31 protein-coding genes and 2 other annotated features are annotated in these 23,402 nt (G+C 46.0%); of the genes, 10 read left to right on the top strand and 21 right to left on the bottom strand.

All coding sequences use genetic code 11. The features are described 5' to 3' along the window. Window positions 1-2 precede the first annotated feature (2 nt). From VQ00_RS01585 to VQ00_RS01575, 3 genes are read right to left on the bottom strand one after another with little or no spacing between them, the layout of a single operon-like run. Entirely contained in the window at window positions 3-419 is a 417-nt protein-coding gene (locus VQ00_RS01585) for a DUF2538 family protein (protein WP_172645523.1), read from the bottom strand. Beyond that, window positions 389-760: a hypothetical protein gene (locus VQ00_RS01580; protein WP_046178369.1), complete on the bottom strand. Its 372-nt coding sequence runs from the start codon at window positions 758-760 to the stop codon at window positions 389-391. Before VQ00_RS01580 ends, VQ00_RS01585 begins: the two co-directional genes overlap by 31 nt. A gap of 20 nt (window positions 761-780) precedes the next feature. Beyond that, window positions 781-1,470, bottom strand: a complete 690-nt coding sequence (locus VQ00_RS01575) for a class I SAM-dependent methyltransferase (RefSeq protein ID WP_082091425.1) — start codon at window positions 1,468-1,470, stop codon at window positions 781-783. A 47-nt stretch (window positions 1,471-1,517) separates the two neighbouring features. Next, window positions 1,518-1,760 (bottom strand) — a binding site (T-box leader). A 139-nt stretch (window positions 1,761-1,899) separates the two neighbouring features. Between VQ00_RS01575 and VQ00_RS01570 the strand changes: the two genes are divergently transcribed. Together VQ00_RS01570 and VQ00_RS01565 are read left to right on the top strand one after the other, a co-directional pair. Beyond that, complete coding sequence (locus tag VQ00_RS01570) at window positions 1,900-2,274, top strand: YkvA family protein (RefSeq protein ID WP_046178367.1); 375 nt, start codon at window positions 1,900-1,902, stop codon at window positions 2,272-2,274. Between the two features lie 129 nt (window positions 2,275-2,403). Beyond that, window positions 2,404-2,626 (top strand) — a binding site (T-box leader). A 52-nt stretch (window positions 2,627-2,678) separates the two neighbouring features. Continuing rightward, entirely contained in the window at window positions 2,679-4,367 is a 1,689-nt protein-coding gene (locus VQ00_RS01565; RefSeq protein WP_046178366.1) for a 2-isopropylmalate synthase, read from the top strand. 185 nt (window positions 4,368-4,552) lie between these two features. On the opposite strand, the gene VQ00_RS01560 is transcribed toward VQ00_RS01565, so the two are convergent. The 5 genes from VQ00_RS01560 to VQ00_RS01540 form a co-directional block, all read right to left on the bottom strand. Then, window positions 4,553-6,301, bottom strand: coding sequence for a methyl-accepting chemotaxis protein (locus tag VQ00_RS01560; protein ID WP_046178365.1), 1,749 nt, complete (start codon window positions 6,299-6,301; stop codon window positions 4,553-4,555). Window positions 6,302-6,446: 145 nt separating this feature from the next. Further along, entirely contained in the window at window positions 6,447-6,902 is a 456-nt protein-coding gene (locus tag VQ00_RS01555; RefSeq protein ID WP_046178364.1) for a GNAT family N-acetyltransferase, read from the bottom strand. After that, window positions 6,903-7,409: an STM3941 family protein gene (locus VQ00_RS01550; RefSeq protein WP_046178363.1), complete on the bottom strand. Its 507-nt coding sequence runs from the start codon at window positions 7,407-7,409 to the stop codon at window positions 6,903-6,905. Between the two features lie 103 nt (window positions 7,410-7,512). Beyond that, complete coding sequence (locus tag VQ00_RS01545) at window positions 7,513-8,496, bottom strand: S-layer homology domain-containing protein (protein WP_046178362.1); 984 nt, start codon at window positions 8,494-8,496, stop codon at window positions 7,513-7,515. Between the two features lie 317 nt (window positions 8,497-8,813). Further along, entirely contained in the window at window positions 8,814-10,031 is a 1,218-nt protein-coding gene (locus VQ00_RS01540) for a DUF3221 domain-containing protein (protein ID WP_046178361.1), read from the bottom strand. 263 nt (window positions 10,032-10,294) lie between these two features. On the opposite strand from VQ00_RS01540, the gene VQ00_RS01535 reads away from it, so the two are divergent. Next, entirely contained in the window at window positions 10,295-12,352 is a 2,058-nt protein-coding gene (locus VQ00_RS01535; RefSeq protein ID WP_052728273.1) for a bifunctional diguanylate cyclase/phosphodiesterase, read from the top strand. A gap of 87 nt (window positions 12,353-12,439) precedes the next feature. Here the strand turns inward: VQ00_RS01535 and VQ00_RS01530 are convergent, their stop codons facing one another. The 6 genes from VQ00_RS01530 to VQ00_RS01505 form a co-directional block, all read right to left on the bottom strand. Continuing rightward, window positions 12,440-12,745: a hypothetical protein gene (locus VQ00_RS01530; RefSeq protein WP_052728271.1), complete on the bottom strand. Its 306-nt coding sequence runs from the start codon at window positions 12,743-12,745 to the stop codon at window positions 12,440-12,442. A gap of 119 nt (window positions 12,746-12,864) precedes the next feature. Further along, the gene (locus VQ00_RS01525; RefSeq protein ID WP_046178360.1) at window positions 12,865-13,086 is read right to left on the bottom strand and encodes a hypothetical protein; all 222 of its coding nucleotides are present in this window, start codon (window positions 13,084-13,086) and stop codon (window positions 12,865-12,867) included. A gap of 13 nt (window positions 13,087-13,099) precedes the next feature. Then, a complete protein-coding gene (locus VQ00_RS01520; protein WP_046178359.1) occupies window positions 13,100-13,516 on the bottom strand; it encodes a hypothetical protein in 417 nt (138 codons plus the stop codon). A 26-nt stretch (window positions 13,517-13,542) separates the two neighbouring features. Further along, complete coding sequence (locus tag VQ00_RS01515) at window positions 13,543-13,788, bottom strand: hypothetical protein (protein ID WP_156153943.1); 246 nt, start codon at window positions 13,786-13,788, stop codon at window positions 13,543-13,545. Window positions 13,789-13,843: 55 nt separating this feature from the next. Next, window positions 13,844-14,044 (bottom strand): hypothetical protein, encoded by a 201-nt coding sequence (locus tag VQ00_RS01510; protein ID WP_046178357.1) that lies wholly within the window; start codon window positions 14,042-14,044, stop codon window positions 13,844-13,846. Window positions 14,045-14,249: 205 nt separating this feature from the next. Further along, window positions 14,250-14,750, bottom strand: a complete 501-nt coding sequence (locus VQ00_RS01505) for a hypothetical protein (protein ID WP_046178356.1) — start codon at window positions 14,748-14,750, stop codon at window positions 14,250-14,252. 212 nt (window positions 14,751-14,962) lie between these two features. Between VQ00_RS01505 and VQ00_RS01500 the strand changes: the two genes are divergently transcribed. After that, window positions 14,963-15,553 (top strand): DUF1963 domain-containing protein, encoded by a 591-nt coding sequence (locus tag VQ00_RS01500; RefSeq protein WP_082091424.1) that lies wholly within the window; start codon window positions 14,963-14,965, stop codon window positions 15,551-15,553. Beyond that, window positions 15,553-15,834: a hypothetical protein gene (locus VQ00_RS01495; protein ID WP_156153942.1), complete on the top strand. Its 282-nt coding sequence runs from the start codon at window positions 15,553-15,555 to the stop codon at window positions 15,832-15,834. Before VQ00_RS01500 ends, VQ00_RS01495 begins: the two co-directional genes overlap by 1 nt. 183 nt (window positions 15,835-16,017) lie before the next feature. On the opposite strand, the gene VQ00_RS19300 is transcribed toward VQ00_RS01495, so the two are convergent. The 7 genes from VQ00_RS19300 to VQ00_RS01465 form a co-directional block, all read right to left on the bottom strand. Beyond that, window positions 16,018-16,149: a hypothetical protein gene (locus VQ00_RS19300; protein ID WP_281175881.1), complete on the bottom strand. Its 132-nt coding sequence runs from the start codon at window positions 16,147-16,149 to the stop codon at window positions 16,018-16,020. A gap of 139 nt (window positions 16,150-16,288) precedes the next feature. After that, window positions 16,289-16,747, bottom strand: a complete 459-nt coding sequence (locus VQ00_RS01490) for a VanZ family protein (protein ID WP_046178354.1) — start codon at window positions 16,745-16,747, stop codon at window positions 16,289-16,291. Window positions 16,748-16,850: 103 nt separating this feature from the next. Further along, window positions 16,851-17,225: a GNAT family N-acetyltransferase gene (locus VQ00_RS01485; RefSeq protein ID WP_172645536.1), complete on the bottom strand. Its 375-nt coding sequence runs from the start codon at window positions 17,223-17,225 to the stop codon at window positions 16,851-16,853. Between the two features lie 5 nt (window positions 17,226-17,230). Then, window positions 17,231-18,100 (bottom strand): alpha/beta fold hydrolase, encoded by an 870-nt coding sequence (locus VQ00_RS01480; RefSeq protein WP_046178352.1) that lies wholly within the window; start codon window positions 18,098-18,100, stop codon window positions 17,231-17,233. 53 nt (window positions 18,101-18,153) lie between these two features. Continuing rightward, the gene (locus VQ00_RS01475) at window positions 18,154-18,534 is read right to left on the bottom strand and encodes a hypothetical protein (RefSeq protein WP_052728267.1); all 381 of its coding nucleotides are present in this window, start codon (window positions 18,532-18,534) and stop codon (window positions 18,154-18,156) included. Window positions 18,535-18,660: 126 nt separating this feature from the next. After that, on the bottom strand, window positions 18,661-19,110 hold the full coding sequence (locus tag VQ00_RS01470) for a 2-thiouracil desulfurase family protein (protein ID WP_046178351.1): 450 nt from the start codon (window positions 19,108-19,110) through the stop codon (window positions 18,661-18,663). A gap of 5 nt (window positions 19,111-19,115) precedes the next feature. Beyond that, window positions 19,116-19,445: a hypothetical protein gene (locus VQ00_RS01465; protein ID WP_046178350.1), complete on the bottom strand. Its 330-nt coding sequence runs from the start codon at window positions 19,443-19,445 to the stop codon at window positions 19,116-19,118. 157 nt (window positions 19,446-19,602) lie between these two features. Between VQ00_RS01465 and VQ00_RS01460 the strand changes: the two genes are divergently transcribed. The 5 genes from VQ00_RS01460 (at window position 19,603) to VQ00_RS01445 (ending at window position 23,356) form a co-directional block, all read left to right on the top strand. After that, on the top strand, window positions 19,603-20,061 hold the full coding sequence (locus tag VQ00_RS01460; protein ID WP_046178349.1) for an OsmC family protein: 459 nt from the start codon (window positions 19,603-19,605) through the stop codon (window positions 20,059-20,061). Window positions 20,062-20,073: 12 nt separating this feature from the next. After that, window positions 20,074-21,468, top strand: a complete 1,395-nt coding sequence (hemG, locus tag VQ00_RS01455) for a protoporphyrinogen oxidase (protein ID WP_046178348.1) — start codon at window positions 20,074-20,076, stop codon at window positions 21,466-21,468. A gap of 6 nt (window positions 21,469-21,474) precedes the next feature. Next, the gene (locus VQ00_RS18385; RefSeq protein ID WP_156153941.1) at window positions 21,475-21,615 is read left to right on the top strand and encodes a hypothetical protein; all 141 of its coding nucleotides are present in this window, start codon (window positions 21,475-21,477) and stop codon (window positions 21,613-21,615) included. Window positions 21,616-21,713: 98 nt separating this feature from the next. Further along, window positions 21,714-22,118: an RDD family protein gene (locus VQ00_RS01450; RefSeq protein ID WP_046178347.1), complete on the top strand. Its 405-nt coding sequence runs from the start codon at window positions 21,714-21,716 to the stop codon at window positions 22,116-22,118. Window positions 22,119-22,282: 164 nt separating this feature from the next. Next, on the top strand, window positions 22,283-23,356 hold the full coding sequence (locus VQ00_RS01445; RefSeq protein ID WP_046178346.1) for a CdaR family transcriptional regulator: 1,074 nt from the start codon (window positions 22,283-22,285) through the stop codon (window positions 23,354-23,356). Window positions 23,357-23,402: the final 46 nt, after the last annotated feature.

The raw sequence follows: 23,402 nt of genomic DNA, 5'->3' as shown, positions 1-23,402 counted from the left end.
CTTTATCTCAGCCTCCCCATCCGCACATCCATGGCGGTTTTGACGACATCGTAATGATGCCCCTGCATGCTTTCGAGACATTGCAGTAAATGAAATGACTCCGAGCCGTTCCATAAGTGAAGCGCGAGCCGCCCGAGCTGAATCGCCGAGCTGCAGAGGTCGTATGCCGAATCACCTTCTTCCCAGTTGATGATCCAGTCCACCGGGCTTTCGTGTGTGTCAAGGTCGTGCACGATTTTTTCGAAAACCATCGGCACGGCCAAAATATAGCAGGCCGCGGCATACTCTGGATCATAGCTGGCGAATTCCCACTGAAGCTGCGTTAACTTGTAATTGACGGCATGATGGTCATCAACAAAATACATGCGCATTGCTCCTTTATCGATCTTTACTTTTTTTGATTGATCACGTCTTTCCAATATACCCATGCTTTTTCATATTCAGTCCAATCAGCCGGATGGTGTTTCACGCAAGACGCCAGGCGAAGATACAGCCCAATCAATACGTTCCCGTTTAAAAGCCGTTCATTTTGAACGGTTCTTTGTAAAGAAGATTTGGCAAAAGAGCTGCATCCACGTAACAGAAAAAAATCCGCTTCCGCTTCGATCACATGCGGCTCATTTTGTTTCAGCACATATTTCGCACCGGTGCTGTCTTCAAGCAGAAACACCAAGCTTGACGTACCACCGGTTAACGGCGTAGATTTGACAGGACCAGGTGAAAGACGATTTTGTGAACGAACCTGTTCAATGATATCCACATTTTTTCTCCTTACCTGGCCTATTTAAGAATCTTCATCATCGTATTCGCATTCCGCTGAAATTCGTACGGCACACGAATTTCTTCCACCTGGTGACCTTGTTCTTTCAGGTTCTCAATAATTTCATCCAAATGCTCATAACGGTTTCCGGACAAATCAACCAACGGAAAAATCCGAATTTCTTCTTTTGCAGCGCGCAGCAGTTCTTTGATCGTATCGAGATGGAATTGTTTGTCGAGCCGGCCGCCGTATGTGAACAAAAAATGCGCGGAGAGGATCACATCAAATTGGCCATCCTCAAAGGGCAGCTTCGGCAAGGTGACCGGGACGTAGCGATCCGGATTCTTTTTCATATCCTTCGCACAGTTCGTCAAGGCACGGGTCCGGTGCTGGGCGAGATCTGCCACATCATGAAAATACTCAAATACATATTGTGCTTTTGCTTTTTCAACACTTACCATCGCATGTTCGAGATCTTTTTTTCCCTTCTCGGCGAGCGCTTCACCAGGATGGTAATACGCAATATCACAAGCCGTCACATCCAGTCCCTTTTCCCTACCAACCGCTGTAAAAGAGCAGGCACCTGCCGGACAATCCAATACCTTTTTCCCTTTTAATTCATCGACCGACAGAGAAAACATCGTCCTATACTCCTCGAATGTCCGTCCGATAAAAACGATTCTTTCTAAATCTAATCCCGCTTTTTGCATGTCATCTATCCCCTTTTTAAATAAAATAAAAGAGTCCCCCATCCTAAAAAAAGGACGGGAGACCCGCGGTGCCACCTTCGTTCGTTCCATTACAGAACACACTTATCCGGACGGTTGAACATAACACCGATCCTTCGTCTGTTTTACCGGTCAGACCTTCCGCCACCGCCTACTAATCGTTCAGCGGGGTGCTCCAAAGCCCATTCCGCAGCCGTCCCGCACGGATTTTCACCACCCATCCGCTCTCTGCAATGGTCCGGCTGCATACTCTTCTTCATCATCGCGTTGAATTTTCTGTTTTTTCCATTTTAGTGGGTGTTAAAGAAATTAGCAAGCCTTTCTAAAAAATGATTCATTTATCCAAGTTGTTCATACTATTTGATTCACTGTTTCCTATATACTGTATGTATCTGAAAAAGGAGATTTGCGATGAATCGTTTAAAAAATTGGGCGAAGCAGTTGAAACGCCGTTTGTTTGTTTTATATTTTGCCTATCAGGATGAGCGGGTGCCGTGGTACGCAAAAGTGTTTACCGCTTGTGTCGTTGCGTATGCGTTCAGCCCGATTGACCTTATTCCGGATTTCATTCCGGTCCTTGGCTATTTAGACGATCTTATTTTAGTGCCGCTCGGGATTTTTCTTGCGTTAAAAATGATTCCGGAACCGGTTATTGCGGATTGTGAAGTAAAAGCAGAAGAGCTCATTAAGAATGGGAAGCCGAAAAACTGGGTGGCGGGAGCGGCTGTTTTATTCATTTGGGTATTGGCCCTCAGTTGGATCGGTGTGTGGATGCTGCAACGTTAACATTGGATATGTTTAAAAGGAGCAAAATAACGCCCTTTGTCTGTACATATTTCAGCAATTTTTGCATAATTTCTTCAATTCACATTGACAAACTGGCAAATCGGTAATACGATGGTAAAAATTAAACGTTTAAACGCTTCGACTGGGAGCATTAAGGAATCGTGATTGTTCGAAGAGAGCTGCCGGCTGGTGAAAGGCAGTCAATCGCTTCCCCAACTCGCCCATGAGCGGCAAAGCTGAAAGATTAGTAAGCTTTGACGGACGCCCCGTAATCAGCTTTCAAGCGGGTTTATGTGCACACATAAGCCAACAAGAGTGGTACCACGGAAGGTTAACGCCTGTCGTCTCTTTATAGAGATGACGGGCGTTTTTTATTTTTATTTAAAAACGAAAGGATGATTGTAATGAAAAATGTTAGTAAATATACGCGTAATTATTTTATGCCGCCGGCAACGAGCTTGAAATGGACACAAAAGGAGTCCATTACCGAAGCGCCGACATGGTGCAGCGTTGATTTGCGCGATGGCAATCAGGCGCTCATTATCCCGATGAATCTTCAGGAAAAATTGGAGTATTTCCAGGTGCTTGTCGATGTGGGTTTTAAAGAAATTGAAGTTGGCTTCCCAGCAGCATCCGATACGGAGTACACATTTCTTCGCACGTTGATTGAGCAGGATTTGATTCCGGACGATGTGACGATTCAAGTGCTGACACAGTCACGCGAGCACATTATTGAGAAAACATTCGAATCGCTTCGCGGTGCGAAAAACGCGGTCGTTCATTTGTACAACTCCACGTCTTTGGCACAGCGCGAGCAAGTATTCAGACGCTCGAAAGAAGAAATTAAAGAAATTGCCGTCAGCGGCGCAAAATTGTTGAATAAATACGCAGCGGAAGTGGAAGGCAACTTTAAATTCCAATACTCGCCGGAAAGCTTTACCGGTACGGAAATTGAATTTGCGCTTGACGTGTGCAACAGTGTCCTTGACGTGTGGCAGCCGACTGCGGACAACAAAGTGATTATTAACTTGCCGGCGACGGTATCGATGTCTATGCCGCACGTGTATGCAAGCCAGATCGAATTCATGAGCGAAAACATGAAGTACCGTGAAAACGTCATTTTGTCGCTTCATCCGCATAATGACCGCGGCACAGGCGTTGCGGATGCGGAGCTTGGCATCTTAGCCGGCGCGGATCGCGTCGAAGGTACATTGTTTGGAAATGGCGAACGGACAGGAAACGTTGATATTGTAACTTTGGCATTAAATATGTACACGCACGGCGTCGATCCGAAGCTGAACTTGGATAACCTGCCGGCGATTCAGGAAGTGTACGAGCGCGTGACACGCATGACGGTACCGGACCGCCAGCCATATGCAGGAAAGCTTGTCTTCACTGCCTTCTCCGGCTCGCATCAGGATGCGATTGCCAAAGGCATGAAGTGGCGTGAACAAGAGGAGCGCAAGCATTGGACCGTTCCGTATTTGCCAGTGGACCCGGAAGATATCGGCCGCGAATATGAAGGCGAAGTCATCCGCATTAACAGCCAGTCTGGCAAAGGCGGCATCGGTTACTTGCTTGAACAGGCATACGGCTTCGAGCTTCCGCCGAAAATGCGCGAAACGCTTGGCTACAAAGTAAAAGACGTCTCGGACCGCAATCAGAAAGAATTAATGACAAACGAAATTCACGACATTTTTATGAAAGAGTTTGTCAACGTCGACTCGCCGGCTGAGCTGTTGGACTACACGTTTGAAGGAAAAGACACAGCGACAACAACGATTCAAGTGAAAATAAACGGTGACACGAATAAATGGCACGGCGCCGGAAATGGCCGCCTGGATGCCATCAACAATGCGCTTCAAACGGAGCTTGGCATCTCGTATAAAGATTTAACGTACAAAGAACATGCCCAGTCGATCGGTTCACAAGCCAATGCCGTCTCGTACGTCAGCATCACATCCGACAACGGCACCGTGTACTGGGGCTGCGGCATCGATCCGGATATTATGAACTCCTCCATTAAAGCATTGTTCAGCGCAGTGAATAACTTGCTGAAAGTAGAACAAGAACGCTTTGCGGCAACAAAGTAATAAAAAAAACCCGCTTCCTTTCTAACAGGAAGCGGGTTTTTCTTTCTTGATGGTCGGAAAAAGAGCCTTAACGGCTGAATTCCTCAAAGTGATGGTCGAAATAAAATTAATTCGACCATCACTTAACATTATTCGACCGTTACGTACATTTTTCCGATGGAAAGGCTGCGTACAAAATCATTTTATTAAAATGTAAATCGCCGGTTTAATTGATCAAGTTCCGCAGACATGTCATGCAATTTTCCGACTTGGTCCTGCGTTGTATACGCCAGATGGGTCATTTGCTCTGCCATTGCTGTCACTTCTTCAATGCCGGCCGCGCTTTCCTCGGAAATGGACGCGACGTCTGATAAAGCGTTTGTCATTTGTCCCTGTCTGGCTAATACATCTTGAAGCCGCTCCTGCATTTGTTTGATCAAGCTGTCCATCGAATGGATTTCACTGGTGATAGCTTGAAATGCTTCACCTGTTTGACTCAAATTATTTTTACCTTCTGACACTTGCTTCAATCCCTGTTCAAGGAAAGCAGCCACTTCATTGGTCGTGTGATTGACACTTTGGACGATACGCTGAATATCCTGGACGGACTTCGACACTTGATCGGAAAGCTTGCGGACTTCATCCGCTACAACCGCGAATCCTTTGCCCGCTTCTCCCGCGCGTGCCGCTTCGATTGCTGCATTCAGTGCCAATAAATTGGTTTGGTCCGCTACACCGCTTATAAACGAAACGAGCGTGTGCACTTCATTCGTTTTCGTTTCAAGTTCTTTTACTTTTTGAACGGACTGCTGCACCATCGTGTATGTTTCATCCATTTGACCAATTGACGAAGACATGAAGGCTTCCCCTTTATTCGTCCGATTCATCATTACATTGGACGAACCTGAAATCGCGTCTCCTTGTTGGACGGCAGCGGAAATCAACGTTGAAAAACGGTTCATTTCATCTGAAATGCTCCCGGTCGCTTGCGCCTGCTGCTCAACAGCGGTTGCCATTTCTTCCATTGTTACGGCAATTTGGCTGCTGGATTCCTTCATATCATGGGACGTTTGATTGAGCGCATCACTTTGCTGTTTGACGTCAGCTGAATGGGCTTGAATATCCTGCAGCATACTTTCTAATGTATCAATCATATTCCCAATTGACCCGCTTAACACCCCAATTTCGTCATTTGAGGTAACACGAAGCGAATTCATTTTCTGCTTCGCCTGGCCAATTTTCCCTTCTGCTATGAGCGCCGATGCTTCGTTTAGCTTCGCCAGTGGATTCAGCCGTTTTGTTAAAAACACATAAAGGATGGCCAACACTGCCGCCAGCACCGCTAAAAGCCCGATCACGAACACCGGGATGGTCTCATTTAACACGTTTTTCGCGATGGATTTAACTAAATTCGCTTCCATATCTACGCCAATTACACCAATAATTGTGCCGTTTTGATCTTTGATCGGCGCAAAGGCGGACATGTAATCGCCGTAATCCGGATCACTGACAATGTCCGTTGCCGCGGTATTTCCGTTAAAAACCGACTCAACGTCCTTATACGTTGTAGCAGTAGTCGGCTCTCCGATATCAACCGTATCTTCTGTTGATGCCATGCCATCAATAATAATGGCGAGCGATTCGTTGTCATCAGCCTGCAATGTGTACACGTACATCGCGCCGATTTTTTCGCGGTACTCATTTAACTGAACCCGCAGCTGTTCATATGTATCGTTTTTTTCGGGATTTTCCAAAAAAGCCGCGTATACATCCGGATCGATGCTGTCCGCAATCCGGTCGGCGTGCAAAATCGTCGACTCCCGAACCGTCTCATCAATCGCCTTCTTTATATTTACGTACATAAACGAGCTTGCGGCAATAAATAAACCGATCATGAGCACAAAAACGAGCCCAATTACAGTTCGTTTTAAAGACGTCTTTTTTTTTCTTTTCATTCTTTTTCCCCCTGCTTTATTGACCAATTAACTATAACCTTTTCTAACGTTAAAAACACATCATTTGCTTTTCGGGATTTGGCAGGAATTTGGCCAAAGAATCCAGTGTCTAAAGGCTGCTTCGAAGAAAGATAATAAAACCGTGTCATGATAAGTCCATCTCCAGCCTGACCATATCCCGGCACTGAATGCCATTTTCCCAAATTTCTTCTTCGTAATGCCGGATAAAAAAGCCGCTGTCGACACCGGTCATCCGAAATCCACATTTTTGGTAAAGAGCGAGCTGCGGGAGACTGGAGTTTCCGGTGCCGACTTCAATCGTTTTATATGCTTTAGAACGCGCTTGCTCAATGGCATGGAAAATCATTTTTTTCCCAAAACCTTTTCCCTGATACGTTTCCACCACCGTGATATTGACCAATTCTATTGTTTCTGGACGGGTCGGCAGCAGTACGTATACGCCGATAATCATGCTGTTTTCTTCTGCTAAAAAACATTCGCCCCGTTCCAGGTACTCGTCAATAATGCGGCGTGATGGATCGGCAAGCAGCAGCAGCTCATATGGTGGTGTTTCTGATGGATGAAGCAGGCGAATGTCCATTTAGATCGATCCTTCTTCAAACTGAATCGTGACGTTCGGATTGCGACGGTCTAATTCCTCGAGCAGCTGCTTTTTTTCAGTGATATGCCGAAAATTGATGTTAAACATCGGGTAGCCCATTTTGGCATTCAGCCCAGCCAGCCGCTTCATTTTCGCCGTATACGTTTCTTCATTTGCCAGTTTGAGCCCGAGAAACTCATTCCCTTTTATTTCATAAAATAAATAATCAAGAATATCTTCCCAGCGAATGTCCACTTTTTCATCCGGCATCACGTATAGAATGAGGTGCGAACTCGTTGTCGTTGCGTATGGACCGTGTCCCAATACTTTCTGCACACTTTGCCTGGCCACCCAAATCATAAGCAGCGTAAACAAGAAGAAAAACACCGCCATAAAAAATTCCTCCTCGGTAAAAGCCAAATACGCAAATCCCCCGAAAAATAAAACCAGAACCATACAAAACACAGCCAAAAAGCGCAAATTTCGTTTCGATTCGTAAAAGTCCATGATCAACGCTCCTTTTCGCATCCAATGTAAATAATGTATATTATACCATTTGCTGAGAAAAAATAAAAAGAGTGCCTCGATGACTCGAGACACTCTCGTAAACTTATTGAGCTGCTTCTGTTGCTGGCAAGTCTGCCGGCTGTTCAAATGAGCCTTCTACATTAGCACTTGATGTAATCGTTGCCGATGTAAAGTCAAACGGCGCTTCAAGAATTGTTTCCCAGTCGTTGATCAGCATAATGCCTTTTTTGCCCGTCAAATCTTCGTTTTTATGCTGAATCGTCAGCGTTGTGCGATCAGCAGAAAGCGAATATGACGTCGGTTCAAAATCGTTTTCAGTCCCATCGCCGTAGTCAATCGAGAAGTAAAGCATGTCGGCAATGTCTGTTGGTGTATAGTCTTCCGGTGCTGCTTCTTCAAGCACGATTTGTGTAGATGTGGCGGATGCTACTGTCGCATCGACCGGAACCGGATAATATGAGTTTTCAATATCAAACAACACGGTGCCGTACAGCAGGTTCGCGAACTCGCCGCGTGTAATGTTTTGATTTGTGCCGTATGAGGTATCAGTTTTACCATTGGTAATGCCAGTTCCGTAGAGGGCTTCTATGTACGGCTCGAACACTCCGCCGACATCCGTGAACGGTGTTTCAACCGCATATTCTTCCAGTTCAAACGCCGTAACGAGGAATTTTGCCATCGCCCCGCGGCTGAGCGGTTCACCCGGCTTAAATTCAGTTGCTGTCACGCCGGAAACAATTTCGTATTCTGCAAGTGCATTGACAGACCCTTTCACTCTGCTGTTTAAATCTTTAAATCCGGCGTCCGCTGCGCTTTCTGTATCCAGCCCAAGCATATTGGACAAAATAACCGCCGCATCTCCGCGTGTTAACGTTTGCTGTGTGCCAAATTTCGTGGAAGAAACGCCGTTGATGGCTTCAATCATATATAAAAAGTCAACCGCTTCACCGTAGCGGTCTCCAACGTCTGTAAATGGATGCTCATATGCTGCGCTTGCAGGAGCTGAGAAGCTTGCGACCGTGACTGTTGCGGCTGTTGCGGCTGTAAAAAATGCGTATTTATTCAATTCTGCTAATCTCCTATCTGAAATGTGTTCAGCTGATTTTAGCATTTAAAGGTAAGACCGTAAATAGTTCGCTAGACATTGGAAAAACTAGTATGCTATCAGGGTCTAACGGCACTTGTCCGAGTTGCTCTTATTCATCAAAACTCCTATATCCTAAAAAGACTTATCCCTTTAACAGCCGTTCATATGGATGATAAACCAAAAATAAAAAGAGAATCCATTCTATAGTGAAAAAACCGGTCGTTACGGGCTGCTTTCCAGCAGGTTCTTCATTTCTTCCGCCTTTTTTTCTTCCATTATAAACCGCTTGTATCCAGTTATTTTTGATCGGCGACGACGATATCTGTCACGTTTGGCTCCGGCTGCATCGAGTCAACAAATGTAACGGTCCACTGGTCAGATGCTTCCTCAAATTGAACTCTTCGAATAGCCGCAAAAGACCCCTTGCTTTTGTGTTGGCTGATAGCGGACCGGACAACTTCTTCTTCCGTTAAATCAGCGTTATCCGGCTGATACGTCGGCAGGACCGTTACAAATTTAGCTCCGCCCTGCCCCGGATACGATTCCATGATGGGTCCTGACGCTTCAACAGTAACGCGCTGGCCGACTTTTAGTTTTTCATCCGCTTTCGGAAATTGAAAGAATACCGCTCCATAGGACTCTTTTTCGCTGCCATTCGCTGAGAAATCATTCGGCTTTGCATCCATCACAAGCATCTCCTCCTCTGACACACTCATAACCCAGCTTCCTTTTGTCGACAGCTCACGTGTTACCGTCTCGTCCGGATACTCCACATCCGGTTCACCTGGCAGTGGCAGCATGCGCCCTTCTTGCGTAAATGCCAGGTCATATTTGGAAAATTGCTTCTTTAGCTCGGTCATTTGTTCCTTTGTTAAAAAGTCATGCCCAATTTCAATTGTCCGGGTGATCGTATCCACACTCACGCCAAGCGCCACACGGTCCGGCTCCGGCATGGCGTCTTTCATCGGCTTGATTGCTTTCGACACGTTGTACATCAACACTTCATTGTCTTTGTCGCTGTACTCACTTTCAAAAAGATGAATATACTTCGCCAAAATTTTTCCTTCATCCGCTTGTTTCTGCAATCGGCGCACTAGTTCATCCGCTTTTTCATCCGGCTTCTTAATGCCGACCCAAATGCCTGGTTCCGCAGCACCTGACGTCTGATTTTTTCCATACATAATGCCATAATCATAAAAATCTCCGTATACAGCACCAATCACCTGCATGACCGCGTCCGCTTCAATGGACTGAACGCCCAAATCTTCTTGCAGCTCCGGTGTGTTTTCACCCAAATAGCCGCCGGTCAGCGTATCACTTTTCAGCACATCTTCATATGCCGCATTACGAAGCGCCGTATCCTCTGTTGTCTGCTTTAGTTCAGCAATGATATTTTGTTCCTGCTTTGACGTCTGCTCGATATCCGGCTCTTCTTTTTTTGTCGCGGGTTCCCCGGCTGACTGGCAGCCGGCAAGAAAGGCGGATAAATAAAGTGCTATCGCTGTTTTTTTCAAATTACTCACTCCTTTCTTCCATTTTAATCCTCTATTATGAGAGTTTTATGAGAAAGAAAAATCTTTTTTTAATATTTCAACATATTATCTTCACTTTTGAAAATAATCCTCTATTTACTCATTTCGTTTGTCCAATTCGCTCTTTTTTGTCTAATGATGACGTTTTATGTCCAATTATGTATATTTTTTAGCCTGATATACTTCAGATGCCGAAACGTTGTCCGATATTAACACTACGAACTGTGTAGAAACGAGGAATCACTATGTTTACGTCTTCTGCCCCACCAGGATATATAGAACTCTCCGGCCATCATTCGATGCCGTTTGTTTTTCTTTCGATTTTCCTTGCGTGCTTGGCCTCGTATACTGCTCTCTCGCTAAATGAACGGGTTCGGAAAAACAGCTTCTTTCATCAATCCATCTGGCTCATTTTGGCGTCACTTGCGATGGGCTTTGGGATATGGTCGATGCATTTTATCGGCATGAGCGCTTTTTCGCTGCCTGTGGCTATGCGCTATAACCACGTTTGGACATTTGTCTCGATTGTACCAGCTATCCTTGCTTCCTTTATGGCGTTTTCTTTAGCCAGCCGGCCCAAGCAGTCATTCCTTTCATTTACATTAGCCGGTATTGCTATGGGGATTGGCATTGCATCCATGCACTATACCGGCATGGCCGCCATGGTCATGGATGCCGTGTACCGGTATGATGTCTGGCTTTTTCTTGTGTCGATTGCCATCGCCATTGTTGTTTCGTTTGTCGCGCTATTCGTCTTTTCAAACTTGAAGCGGCTCATGGAGAAACGGGTCATTAAAATAGTTACGGCTCTTTTAATGGGCATGGCCGTTTCAAGCATGCACTATACAGGTATGGCCGCGATGACGTTTTATACTTCGCCTGAGTTCATAATAGAGGAACACGCGGGCCATACGGACATGACGATGCTTATTATACCGGTTGCCATTGGGATGTTCTTTTTGCTCACAACACTGCTTTTTTCAAGCACCATGGACCGGTACATTGACTACAAGATTAGTTATTTCGATGGCCTCACCCGCCTGCCGAACCGGCGCCAGTTTGAGAAAATGCTGAATAAGTCGTCCGACAGCCGCAGTCTGGCCATTTGGAATTTCCATAATTTGGAGAAAATTAACAATGGATATGGATATTCATTTGGCGATCGGGTCATTCAGCACATAGCGTGTGAATTGCGGGAGTCTGATCTGGATTTTACAGATTTGTATCGAATTGAAGGAAACCGGTTTGCGTTTCTTGTCCAAGGAGTGGACCTGGATATTTTCCGGCAGGCAATGGCGACGATTGCGCTGAAATGGAAAGGGCCTTTGCTGCTGGAGGAAAAGTGGATTGAGCTGTCATCTGTGTGTGCGATTTCCTTCGTCAAAGGAGCGGACACGCACCACCAGCTTTATGCGAACGCACTGGCTGTTTTGGAACATCCGTTAATCAAGTATGAACATGACATCATTTTATATGATTCTACTGTTCATACCTTTTCATTTCAGCAGGAAATTTTAAACGGTCTCGCCAGTGCCATGAAAGAAGATGAATTGTTTCTTGTCTATCAGCCGAAAATTTTCGCTGATACTCATCGGTTAAATGGCTTTGAAGCGCTCATTCGCTGGCGTCATCCGGTTCACGGCATGATGTCGCCTGAGATTTTCATTCCGATTCTGGAACAAAATCACCGCATTGATGATGTGACTGATTGGCTAATTGACCGAGCAGCCCGGCAAATTAGCCAATGGGAAAAAAGCGGCGTACCTGACCAAAAAATTGCAGTCAACATTCCGGGTGAATACATCACGTCGGCAAGGCTGATCGCGGCTTTAAAGAAAACAATCGACCATTATCAAATCGATCCAAAGCAGCTCGAACTCGAAATTACCGAAACGAGTGTTGTTCAGTCGGTGGAAAGCGCAATCCGGGCGATCAGATTATTTCGGGAACAAGGTTTTTCGGTTGCCCTTGATGACTTTGGAACCGGGGTTTCGTCTCTTTCTTTTCTGCGGCAAATGCCGATTACAACGTTAAAAATTGATAAGTCGTTCGTCGACCGGGTTCCGCTGTCCCAAAAAGATTCGGCGATTTTACATGCGATTATCACGCTCGGCCAATCGTTAAACTTGCAGATTGTCATTGAGGGTGTCGAGACGGCAGAGCAAGTCCGCTTTCTTGTGACGACCGCCCGCTCTCTTACTATTCAAGGCTACTACTACGCCAAGCCAATGACGCCTGATGAACTGGCCGAGTGGCGGGTTCATTTTTCGACTGTGCTTGAAGGAGATTTTTTACTTTCTTAACGAATGAGGGCTGTCTCAAAACGAGACAGCCTTTTCTTTTTGTACAGAATTTTCTTAAAAAAATAATCCTGGTATTTAATATGATGATCAATCTTCATTTTTTTGCCCGAGAACGGTTTCACGATCTCTTCCGACGTACACAATCAAATTGCCGGCTGATTCGGTTTCGGTATGATGAAAGGTAATTTCATAGGCAATCTTCCCTTTATACCAGACGTTTTTGACGGTCGAATCCTTTGGACTGACAGGAATTCTGTTTAATTCTTCTTGTGTAAAACTGTTAAACGCCGTCATTTCAAGCGGGAGCTTTTGGCTTTTGACGACTTGATCGTAGCCTGTAAACCCGACGATGGCGATTATGAAAAAGACTAGGACACGACGAAATGTACGCATAATCGATTCTCCTTTACATGAAATAAAACCTCACTTAGCTGCTTCGATATAGACGAGAACGCCCCAGTCCGCGTTTTGAATGGATTCTTCTGTTGAAGCAGACATTTCGTTTCCGGCATTTATCCCGTATCCCCAAAGGGCTTTCCGTTCGCCCGGCTGAATGACCATGCCATCTTCTTCAATAAAATTGGCTTCCCAAGCTGCAGCGTTTTTAATTCCCCTTTGAATAATTCATCCGCCTGCACGGTCACCGTTTTATCCTGACTTTGATCCGTGCCTGCTTGTTCTGAACAGCCGGCAAGCACGATTCCCGCTGCCAGCATCATTCCCCATTGTTTCATCACGGTTCCTCCACTATTCGATCTTGATCTGGAAAACATAAGTGGCATCACCCTGCTCCCAGTTCCCATGCACACCGTATTGATAAACGCCCGGCTCACTTGGAAGAGAAACAGACGCTTTTCCGTCTTTCATGGATAATTCCACTGTTTCCTGTCTTCCTTCGAGCGAAATATAGAGCTGATCCGGGTCTCCCCAAAAAGAAAGAACAGCTTCACTGCCTGCTTTCACCGTCTTTGGTTCGTCTTCCCCGATAATATCCGCCGGTCCGCCAGTATCCGCGCATTCGCCTTTCCCCATCGACTGCCAGCAATAACTCCCCTGATACACCTTCAAAGATTTCCCATCCGCTTTTACAGACAAAGAAGGCGGACTCATTTGGCAGGCGGCAAGCAGAAGAAAAACGGGAAATAACATCCACCATTTTTTCATAAAAATGCTCCTTTTTAATCTGAATTTCAACCGCCAAACGTCCAATAAACCCGCAAATAAATAGCGGTGCATAAGACCGGTATACTAAAGAAAAGCGCGATGATCGGTACTGTTTTTGCGTCATCCGCTTCTTTCCAGCCGCCCATAATGCCCGTGAAAATCGCCAAAAACGCGATCCCGCCGGTTATCGGCAGGATCGACGCGGTCATAAAAAGCTGCGGATTCAGGAAAAAAAGCACACCGAGTACCACATAATAAACGAAACAGGCCATGGCAGTTTTTCCATAAATCGTTTTCGGCTTTAGCCTGTTGAATATCTTTCGCCGGTTAGTCATCCCGTTTTTCTTCGTACTGAATACTGTGTTTTGTATCTGATCCCGGCTCATCCCGCTTTGAATCAAACGGACGACCGAGCTCGATGTCGTCATGCGGCGTGTAGTTGTTTTTTGGCAAAGATCTCTTTCGGGCGGCTCTGATGATCAAAAACGCAGTGATTCCAATGATCATCGCAATAAAAAGATACGGCATACTCTTGCTCCTCTCCATCCCTGATATGGGTCCATCATATAGTATTTTTGGAAATAGAACCAATTTTTATACAGTGAAAAATGCCGGCTGATCCCTATCAGCCAGCTCATTAATTATTCATGTTCTTTCGAACTCAGCCACCAATATCCCACAAGCCAGCCCGCAATTGTTAAAACAGGGAGCAGCCCAGCAATCACGATCTCCATTATTCAGCTCTCCTTTTGGACCGCCCGTCCCATTGATCCGAAAGCCTAAATATAATTGCCGCAAGGATTGACGCTGTGAGAAACATCAAAAATGTATTCACGTTAAAATTCTGGTTGTTAATGTGAAAAGATAAACCGGTTGTTATGCTTTGAAGATAATTCCCATCAACCGTGCCGCCTCGATCGGCAAGTGCCTGCCGGATGACATCCCGGTACGCGTTAAGCGTATGCTGCCGGTACAAAAACGCAGCGGCCAAATGGATCAAAATCGCACCGGTCCCGATCACATACGCTGACGTCCGAATGGTATAAAATCGCAGCAGTGTCCACCAAAGCAATGACATCACAACAAACAGCGGCACAAGCGCAAACAAAATGAAGAAGGCCGGGTTGCCGTTACCGGATGAGGCCCCCGGTGCCGGTGTCATCGAAAAACCGATCATAAACAAGCCAAACACGATAAGCGTCATGACAAACAGTGTAATCTTCACCGCTTTCACCGAATCACCTCTTCTCTATTTTATCATTTCAAGAAAAATATGTAAATTTAAACAAAGGTTTCGGCCGGACGGGCAGCAGGGCGGAATCTGGATAAACCTAGTCGTTATTCAGCCATGCAATCTCAAAATTCTGCCGCTCATCAAAAAAGGAGCCGTCTCCTTCTGAGACGGCTCCTTCACATTTATTTTCCATATACCTGCTCTTCTGTTAAATAGCCATCTTTTACTACAGTAGTGCGAATCGTGTCTTTTGTGACAGCGACTGGTTCTACGACGACCTGATTGGGGCGGATTTTGATAATTACGACAATAAAGGGGGATATCGGGTGCTTTATTTTGAATCATTTGATGCGGAAAGTTATTCAAGAGAGGAACAACTGGCGCTGCATATACCGTTTCAGGAGGAAGAAAAGTTTCCGATTGTGGATACGGAACTGGCGATGATTCCCTCTCTAACCAAACAAATTCTCCTGACGGATTCGGTTGAATTTGAGCAGACGTTTGGCACGGGAAAATACGAGTTTGACGGCTTCGATCCGTACGATGAGAAATATGAAGAGATGCTTGGCTTTGGCACACAGCTTGGCGGCTATCCAAGTTTTACTCAGGCGGATCCACGTGAATATTTGAATGACGGGAAACAACATGACCTCCTGTTGTTCCAGCTTGATTCGTGCTATGGCAGCGGGCAGGACTGGGAATTTATGTGGGGCGATGCCGGCATCGGCAACTTCTTTATCTCACCCGAAGATTTAAAAGCGAAAAAGTTTGAAAACGCCTGGTACAACTGGGACTGCTCTTAATGAAGCGCAGGAAAAGGTGGATTTTGCTGCTTGCGGTAGTCCTCGGGCTGGCATGGCTCTATCCCTTTAATCAATCCGTTTCCTATGATTCGGACGGTCCTATGACAGAAAGATACAAGGGAGATATTCAAGTGTTGAAAGAAACGCACATGGCGCACACCCGCCAGCTTGAACGGAAAGATTTAACGGCGCATAAAATGATTTGTTTTTCTCAACTATATGAACAACCGTGGCTTGTGAGCGATGAGCCGGTTCGAATAAATGAAGCGGTCCTAAAATAAGACCGTTTCCTTGGCTAAGGGCGGTATTTTTTATTTTAGGCCGGTATTTCCTGTGTCAGGACCGGTAAAAAATTTTACCGGCCCTAGCGCACAGGAAACCGCCCCAAATTTTATTATACCGGCTCAAGCAGTGCTAACTTGCTTCTTCATTTTAAAAAATGAAAAAAACACCGTTGAATAATCCTATTTGTTTTTAATTTCTTCTAATAAGGAAATGACTTTTTCATTTTGGTCAATAATCGTTTGATTTTGCTGCCTTATTTTAGCGAAATCAAATAAAAAGATAAATAAAATGATGGTCACAAGAATAATCAAACGAACCCCTCCTGATGCTGTTATCTGCTAAACACTTATGAATTCTCTACTTCAAATAGTGCGGCTAAGCCGTTAATGGTTCCCCGGTATTCTCCCGGTGGTCAGGTCATATTTCAACTCATCCACACCGCTCTTTTTTTCACGTTTGGTCCTTCCTTCTTTTTTTGAAAAGAAAAAACAGCCCATATCCGATCATTCCGCCCATCGTGTTAAGGAGCAGATCGTCCACGTCAAAGCTGCCGAAGCCGAATAAAAGCTGAACCACTTCGTAGAAAAGGCTTAGTACAGCCGCTGCCCCTGTCACGTAAAGGAGCCGGCGGCAGCGGCGAAACCAGAGAGGCAATAACAGACCGAGTGGGACAAAAAGCAGAACATTGCCGGCCAAATTTTGAATCCGGATCGCTGGCGTTAAGTTTGATGGCGCTAAAAACAGGCGGATCGATTGAAACGGAATGAGATTAGCTGACTCCCACCGAAGCACCAGCTGGCTTTTATCCATCATCTGCAAAGAGTTTAGCGACGGGACGTGCTTAAACAAAATAAACTTTGTCAAAACGAGTAAATAAATCACCAAAACAAGCCATTTTCCAAAACGCATTCCTTCATTCTCCTTTACCTCATCCGGTTCACGACATCCGAGACCCGTCAAAGCAGCGCTGCTTTTTCTCTATTCCTGCACGAAAAGAAAAATCGCCTTCCTTTTATTTACGCCACACGCCCCCGCCGCTCATCTTAAACCCGCATTTTTCATAAAAGCCTGTTCTTTCTTCTTCAAAGGTCAACGTAACAATATCAAGTCCAGCCTGTTCAGCTTCCTCCAGCAGTCGCTTCACCAGCATTTGGCCAATTCCTTGCCCTTGAAAATCGGGATGAACAAGAATGTCCTCCATGTAGCCATGCTGCAGCCCCATGCCGCACACGTAGCCGAACGCGATAAGTTCTCCATCGTGATGCCGGGCACCTGCCCAAAAATTACATCGTTCAAAAAGAATCGGATAGTCCTGATCACGGCGGTCCCAGCCGACTTTCTCACGCAAATCCGATACTTCACGATTGTCGATGGATATATTTACCATAATGTTCAAAATTGCCTGCCGCTTTCTTGATGTGCCTCCAAAAAAGCGATAACGTCTTTTCCGACTTGTTCTGACCCTTCCCCAAGCCAAATTAAATGCCCCCACGTATTGTACAATTTCAGCGAAGCGGAAGAAATATGAAGCTTGGCAAAATAGGCATGAGCATTTGAGACAGAACGGTCATTAATACCTGCTTGAATCAGTGTCGGGCATTGCACACGGGCTAAATCCTCTTTCTGCAGCAGCGCTGAATTTTTCAGGTCGAGTAAAAATCCTTTGCCGGACCGCTGGCGGTTGTTCATTTTCCGCACATCTTCCATATCCTCTTCCCAAATTAAATGCTTCGCCTGGTCATAGGACAGCGTGCTTAAAGAGGAGAACATCGGCTTAAACGACAAACGCGGGCTGGCATTGCCAAAAGCAGCCAGCAGTCTCCATGTCAATCGTTCGATAGGAGACCGGAATATCACTTGTGCCGTTTTGTATTCTGTGTGTTCCGCTGTCAGCCACTTGCCTGTCACAGCACTTTGCAGCGTCAACGTGTTGATTCTCTCCGGAAACAACGCAGCCAGTTTAATCGCACTCGTCCCGCCGGCGGATATCCCAACCAAATGCACACGGTCCAGCCCTAAATGATCCAGCAGCTTCACATACCGGGTGATCGCGTCGTGAAATGAAGCGGCTGTGGAAAGACCATAGCCCGCCCGTGACGGCGTGATGATTTTGAAGCCATGATCCAGCAAGTGCTGATAGCCGAATTCCTCATAGCAATTTGAATGGCCGCCATGCATCACCATCACCGGTATTCCGTCACCAATCACCGAATATTCGGTCACATGTCCGTCCGTTTCATATGTACCAATAATCCGATTCAATCCTTTTCCTCCTTATCGATTCAGCACCTATTGATTGGTCCCTTTCAAGCCCATCATCCTTCTAAAATCGCCAAATAATACTTTTCCTTTCCATTTACATCCACGATGAGAACATCCTGTTGTTCAACCGCTTTGAAAATAACTGTCCCTTTTGATAAGTGAGTCGCCGAACCGTCTCGGAAATCTTCTGGAACGGTTACGTTTTGTTGAATTTCACCCGCTTTTTCTCCTTTTGTCAGCGACAACTGGTCGACCCAGTCCACATCCGTTTGATAAATCACGTCGTCCAGCTGAAACATGTCAGCGGCCGGTTCAAGTTTCAGCACGTCTTGGGCGGCTGGGTTTCCAATTGTGGTGGTGACAAGGGTCTCCGTTTGTGCCGAACAGCCTGCCAGAAAGAAAATCATGATGGATGCCGCGGCTCTTTTTTTCACTTGGCGATCACTCCCTCTTCAATCAATTCCTCTTTCCGGTTTAAAGAAAATAGACCGGGTGTCCATTCATACCCCATTGTGTCCACTTATCTAAATTTGTGTCCATTCAGGAGAATTTGTGCTCACTCACGACCAAAATTCTTCTTCCGACAAAACATGAATTCCATTTCGCCGCAGCAGCGCGGTCGTTACGCCGGTTCCGGCGGTTTTTTCTCCTGAAAAGGTGCCATTGTAAATAAATCCGCTGCCGCACGACGGACTGTTTTCTTTCAGGACAACCGTTGTTGCGCCGACCTCCCGTGCAATCTTTAGTGTTTCCATCGCGCCGGACACGTACATATCCGTTACATCATGACCAAATTGATCGACCACTTTTGCCCATCCGTCCAGCACGTCTTCACCTGTCCCGCCGATAATTTCCGCCGGCGGCCGTGGTGTTTGAAATCCGCCTAAAAGCTCCGGACAAACCATCACCGCTTTTTTCTCTTCGACCAGCTGGCGAATACGTTCATCCAGCCGGTCCGTCCCGTTGTACCGCACCTTCATTCCCGCAAGGCACGAGCTCACTAAGATCATCTTTATCACTCTCCCGGTATATATCCGACGACTTCTTTCGTTTCTGGCTCGACAAGGATGACAGGTACACCTACTACACTTGGTTTTTCATCTGCAAACGACACCGCCACCCACTCTTTTGAATCAGACGAACGAACCCATTCCACGTCCTGCACCTCTTTTGTCACATCCACAGTGGCCGTCTCTTCCGCCTTCACAGTCCAGTCCTGTTCCTGCAAAAAATCCCACGCTGCTTGTTTTTCCTGCCCAAATTCACCGTTAAACTCTGCTTGATTGCTGTCTCCACATCCTGTTAAGAAAACAAAAAGACATGAAGCAACTATCCATCTTTTCATTCTATCCGCCTCCTTCAGTGTCAGTCCCTCAACGTGTGAAAGCATCGGGTGGCTGACACCCCGTCCATCAAAATATAACATAAAAAGGAAATCAAAACGTTCGATTCCCCCTTTTTTCTAAAATGATTTACACTGAACAAAAAGGAGATGACGTGAAATGGCAAAGCATATTTTCACTTTACAGGCCAACTGGCCCGGCGGCCGCAATGATACCGGCACAATTGAAGTAGGGAATTTAAACACGACGGTGTCGATTCCGCCCCAAATGGACGGCCCCGGCATTGGGACGAATCCGGATGAAATGCTGCTCGGGGCGGCCGCAACATGCTACATTATTACGCTCGCCGCCATGCTGGAACGAAATAATTTGCAAAAGGAATCACTCACGATGACGTCAGAAGGTGTAGTGGATGTGACAAATGGCGTTATCACGTATCAAAAAATTATTCACAAGCCGTGCGTCTTGTTAAAAGCGGATGCGACTGACAAAGATGTTCAAAAAGCGCACAAACTTGCGGAAAAAGCAGAGACATCCTGCATGATTAGCCGCGCTGTTAAAGGAAATGTCGAAATTGAGTTGAAGGCATCCATTGAAAAAGTGCTATCATCGTCTTGAGGAGATGACAAGATGAAAACAGTTGTTATAATCGGCGGCGGCATTACCGGAATAACCGCGATGCACCACCTGACCAATCAACATCCGGACTGGAACATCGTGCTTGTGGAGCAAAACGAACAGCTTGGCGGCAAAATCCGGACCGTAACATATGACGGCTTTACGATTGAAGCGGGCGCAGATTCAATTGTCGCCCGGAACACCGGCGTGCTGCCGCTTGTGGAAGAACTCGACTTGCAAGATGAACTCGTTTACAACGAAACGGGTGTTTCGTATTTGTATACAGATAATATGCTTCATAAAATTCCGGAAGAAACAGTGTTTGGCATCCCGACCAGCGTGGAATCACTCAATGAAAGCACACTGTTGACCGACGAAGGGAAACAAGAAGCGCTTGCCGACTTTGACAAAACGGACAATCCATTTGGCCCAGATGATTCCGTCGGCGCTTTTTTAACGTATTATTTAGGCCGCGAAATTGTCGAAAAGCAAATCGCCCCTATTTTGTCCGGCGTCTATTCAGGCAAGCTCGATCAATTAACAATGAAATCGACGCTTCCGTATTTGCTTGAATACAAAAATGAATACGGCAGCATTATCAAGGGCTTTTCAGCAAATAAAGAAACGTTTCTCGGGGACAAAGCACGCAAAAAGTTTATCTCGTTTCAAGGCGGCCTCGGTACACTCATTGACCGGCTCGCGGAAAAATCGCCGTCAGCGCGCGTGCTGAAAGGAACCACCGTCACGAATCTGGAAATGAAGGATAATGTTTATTCGGTTTCATTCCATACAGGAGAATCCATTGAAGCGGATGAAGTCGTTCTCGCCATCCCGCATGACGCGGCGCAAAAAATGCTGGCAGAACCCGCGCTGGATGAACATTTTAATGAACTGAAAAATTCGTCGCTCATCAGTATTTATCTCGGCTTTGATATTCCGGATGAACAGCTTCCTGCAGACGGCACCGGTTTTATCGTCACGGACGGCACCGATTTAACGTGTGACGCGTGTACGTGGACGAGCCGGAAATGGACACACACGTCGGCAAACCGAAACCTGCTCGTCCGGTTATTTTACAAAAGCTCGAATCCGCATTACGCGGCACTTGCCGGCATGACCGAATCGGAGCTTGTGAAAGCCGCTCTCGCAGATCTTGAAAAAAGCCTCGGTATCACGGAAAAGCCAAAGACTGTTGAAGTGACACCGTGGACGAACTTGATGCCGAATTACCATTTAGGACACGGCCAGGCAGTTGCAGAACTCGTAGAAAAAATGAACAAGTTTTATCCAAACGTCCACCTCGCCGGCTGCTCGTATTTTGGCGTGGGCATCGGCGCCTGCATTCAAAATGGCCGGCATATCGCGCATACGATTTCAGGAAACGGGGACACTGCTGAAAAGGAGTGATCCCTAATGGATGAAAAAAAATATGATGAAACATTTGTGAAAAACACTAAACAAATACAAATCGAAACAAACGAGCGCATTAAAGACAAAAGCCGCGAACCGGACGACCAAAACCGAATGAAAAGCGTCGAAAACCGGCGCATGTAATCAAAGTGTTCCGCTTCCGGCGGGACACTTTTTTTCATAAATCAGTATGCGTTTTTTTGTTTTGAAAAAGAGAAATAAATTGGAAAAGGAGGAGAAAAATGAAGGAAGTAACGAAAAAGCGCACAAAAGCAGTACTCATTGACCAACTGATTTACAACCTGGCCATTACCGGTGCTGGAGCGGCGTTCCGCCGAAAAAAACAGGTTAAAAGCGAGTTTCTCTCTTCTGTCATCGTCCCGACGATGGTAATGTGGGGAATGGAATACATTCAGCTGCGCAAGACCGGGCAGACAACAGGCTATAAAAAAATGGGGCTTGTCCTTGAAAGTGAAGACGGCTCGCCGCTGACCTCCAGCCAGATTATCAAGCGCATTCTGTACCGCGATTCCGTCAGCGGACTTGTTTATTTCAAGGACCGGGACCGCTTTGAAGCGCAAAACGGCGCTCAGTTCCCGCATGATACGTTTGCTGGCACAATCGTTAAAGAAACAAGCAATGGTTAATGTCCGAAAGCAGCCCTCGAACAAGAGAAGGCTGTTTTTATACGCATAAACGATACGAAGCACATTTCGCATATTTGACAAAACATGATGACGCCCGCTTTTATCCCTCCTTTTCTTTTGAACATTTCGGTGTGCTACACTAGGAAGAAAAAGCAGGTGAGCACATGCTTTCAACGTTTTTGGCCCGGAACATCATTACGGATGTGAAAAAGTTTATTCATGAGGATATCATTATCGTATCCATCGACGGCATTATTATCGCGAGTTCCGATGAATCACGCGTCGGCACGTTTCATGAGGGCGCGCTGCTTTGTGCAAAAGAACGCCGGACAATGATTATTTATAAGGAAGATGAAAAACGGCTGAAAGGAGTCAAAAACGGGCTCAACCTGCCAATTTTTTTCGATAAGCGCGTCATTGGCGTCATCGGCATTACCGGTGATCCGAAAGCCATTTTGCCATACGGGGAGCTGCTGCGGAAAATGACCGAGCTATTGGTGCAGGAAAGCTATTATTCTGAAGAACGGCAGTGGCGCATGCGCGGGCTGGAATCGTTTGTGTATGACTGGCTGAAAGCAGATGAACTGTCGTCTCCTTTGCGTGAGCGAGCAGCTATTTTCGGAGTGGATCTCATGCGGGACAAGCAGTTTATTTTGATCAAGTCCTCTTTTACATACAGCAGCGTGACCGAGCTGACACGTTTATGGGATGATGGGCGCGGACTGGATTTTTTCATCCACCGTGGTCATGACCGTATACTCCTCGTTCATACTGTTCATGATGATGCGGCAGTGCTTCGGTTTAAGCTGGAAAAATTACTCGGATTCACCGGCGGACGGATCGGTGTTGGGCAAATCGTAACGCCTGAAACAGCAGCGATCGGATTTACTCAGGCAGAACGGGCGCTTCTTACAGCGAAGCCTGGCTGTATTGTGTATGAACAAGACCTCCGCCTTTCCCTTTGCCTCCATGACATCCGTCCTGAAACGAAAGCGGAATTTATTAAACGAATTTTGCAGAAAGCGGATGGACATGATGAATTAATTCACACAGTGCGGACCTTTTTCGATCAAAATATGTCACTGAAACAAACGGCCGAGACACTGAACATTCATATTAATACCCTTCATTACCGGCTGAAAAAATGGCAGGACTTGACTAATCAGAATGTGCGAAAAACAGAAGACGCCGTTTCTACGTACCTCGCGCTGCAATTTTTGGATGAACGCACAAAATAACAGCGAGAAAAAATGCTTTTTTTTCATTTATCTCTATAGGAATCGC

This window comes from Domibacillus tundrae, assembly GCF_000970675.1.
Lineage (GTDB): Bacteria > Bacillota > Bacilli > Bacillales > Domibacillaceae > Domibacillus > Domibacillus tundrae.
The sequence above is the reverse complement of the archived record's forward strand: the minus strand, read 5'-3'. Positions and strand labels throughout refer to the sequence as shown.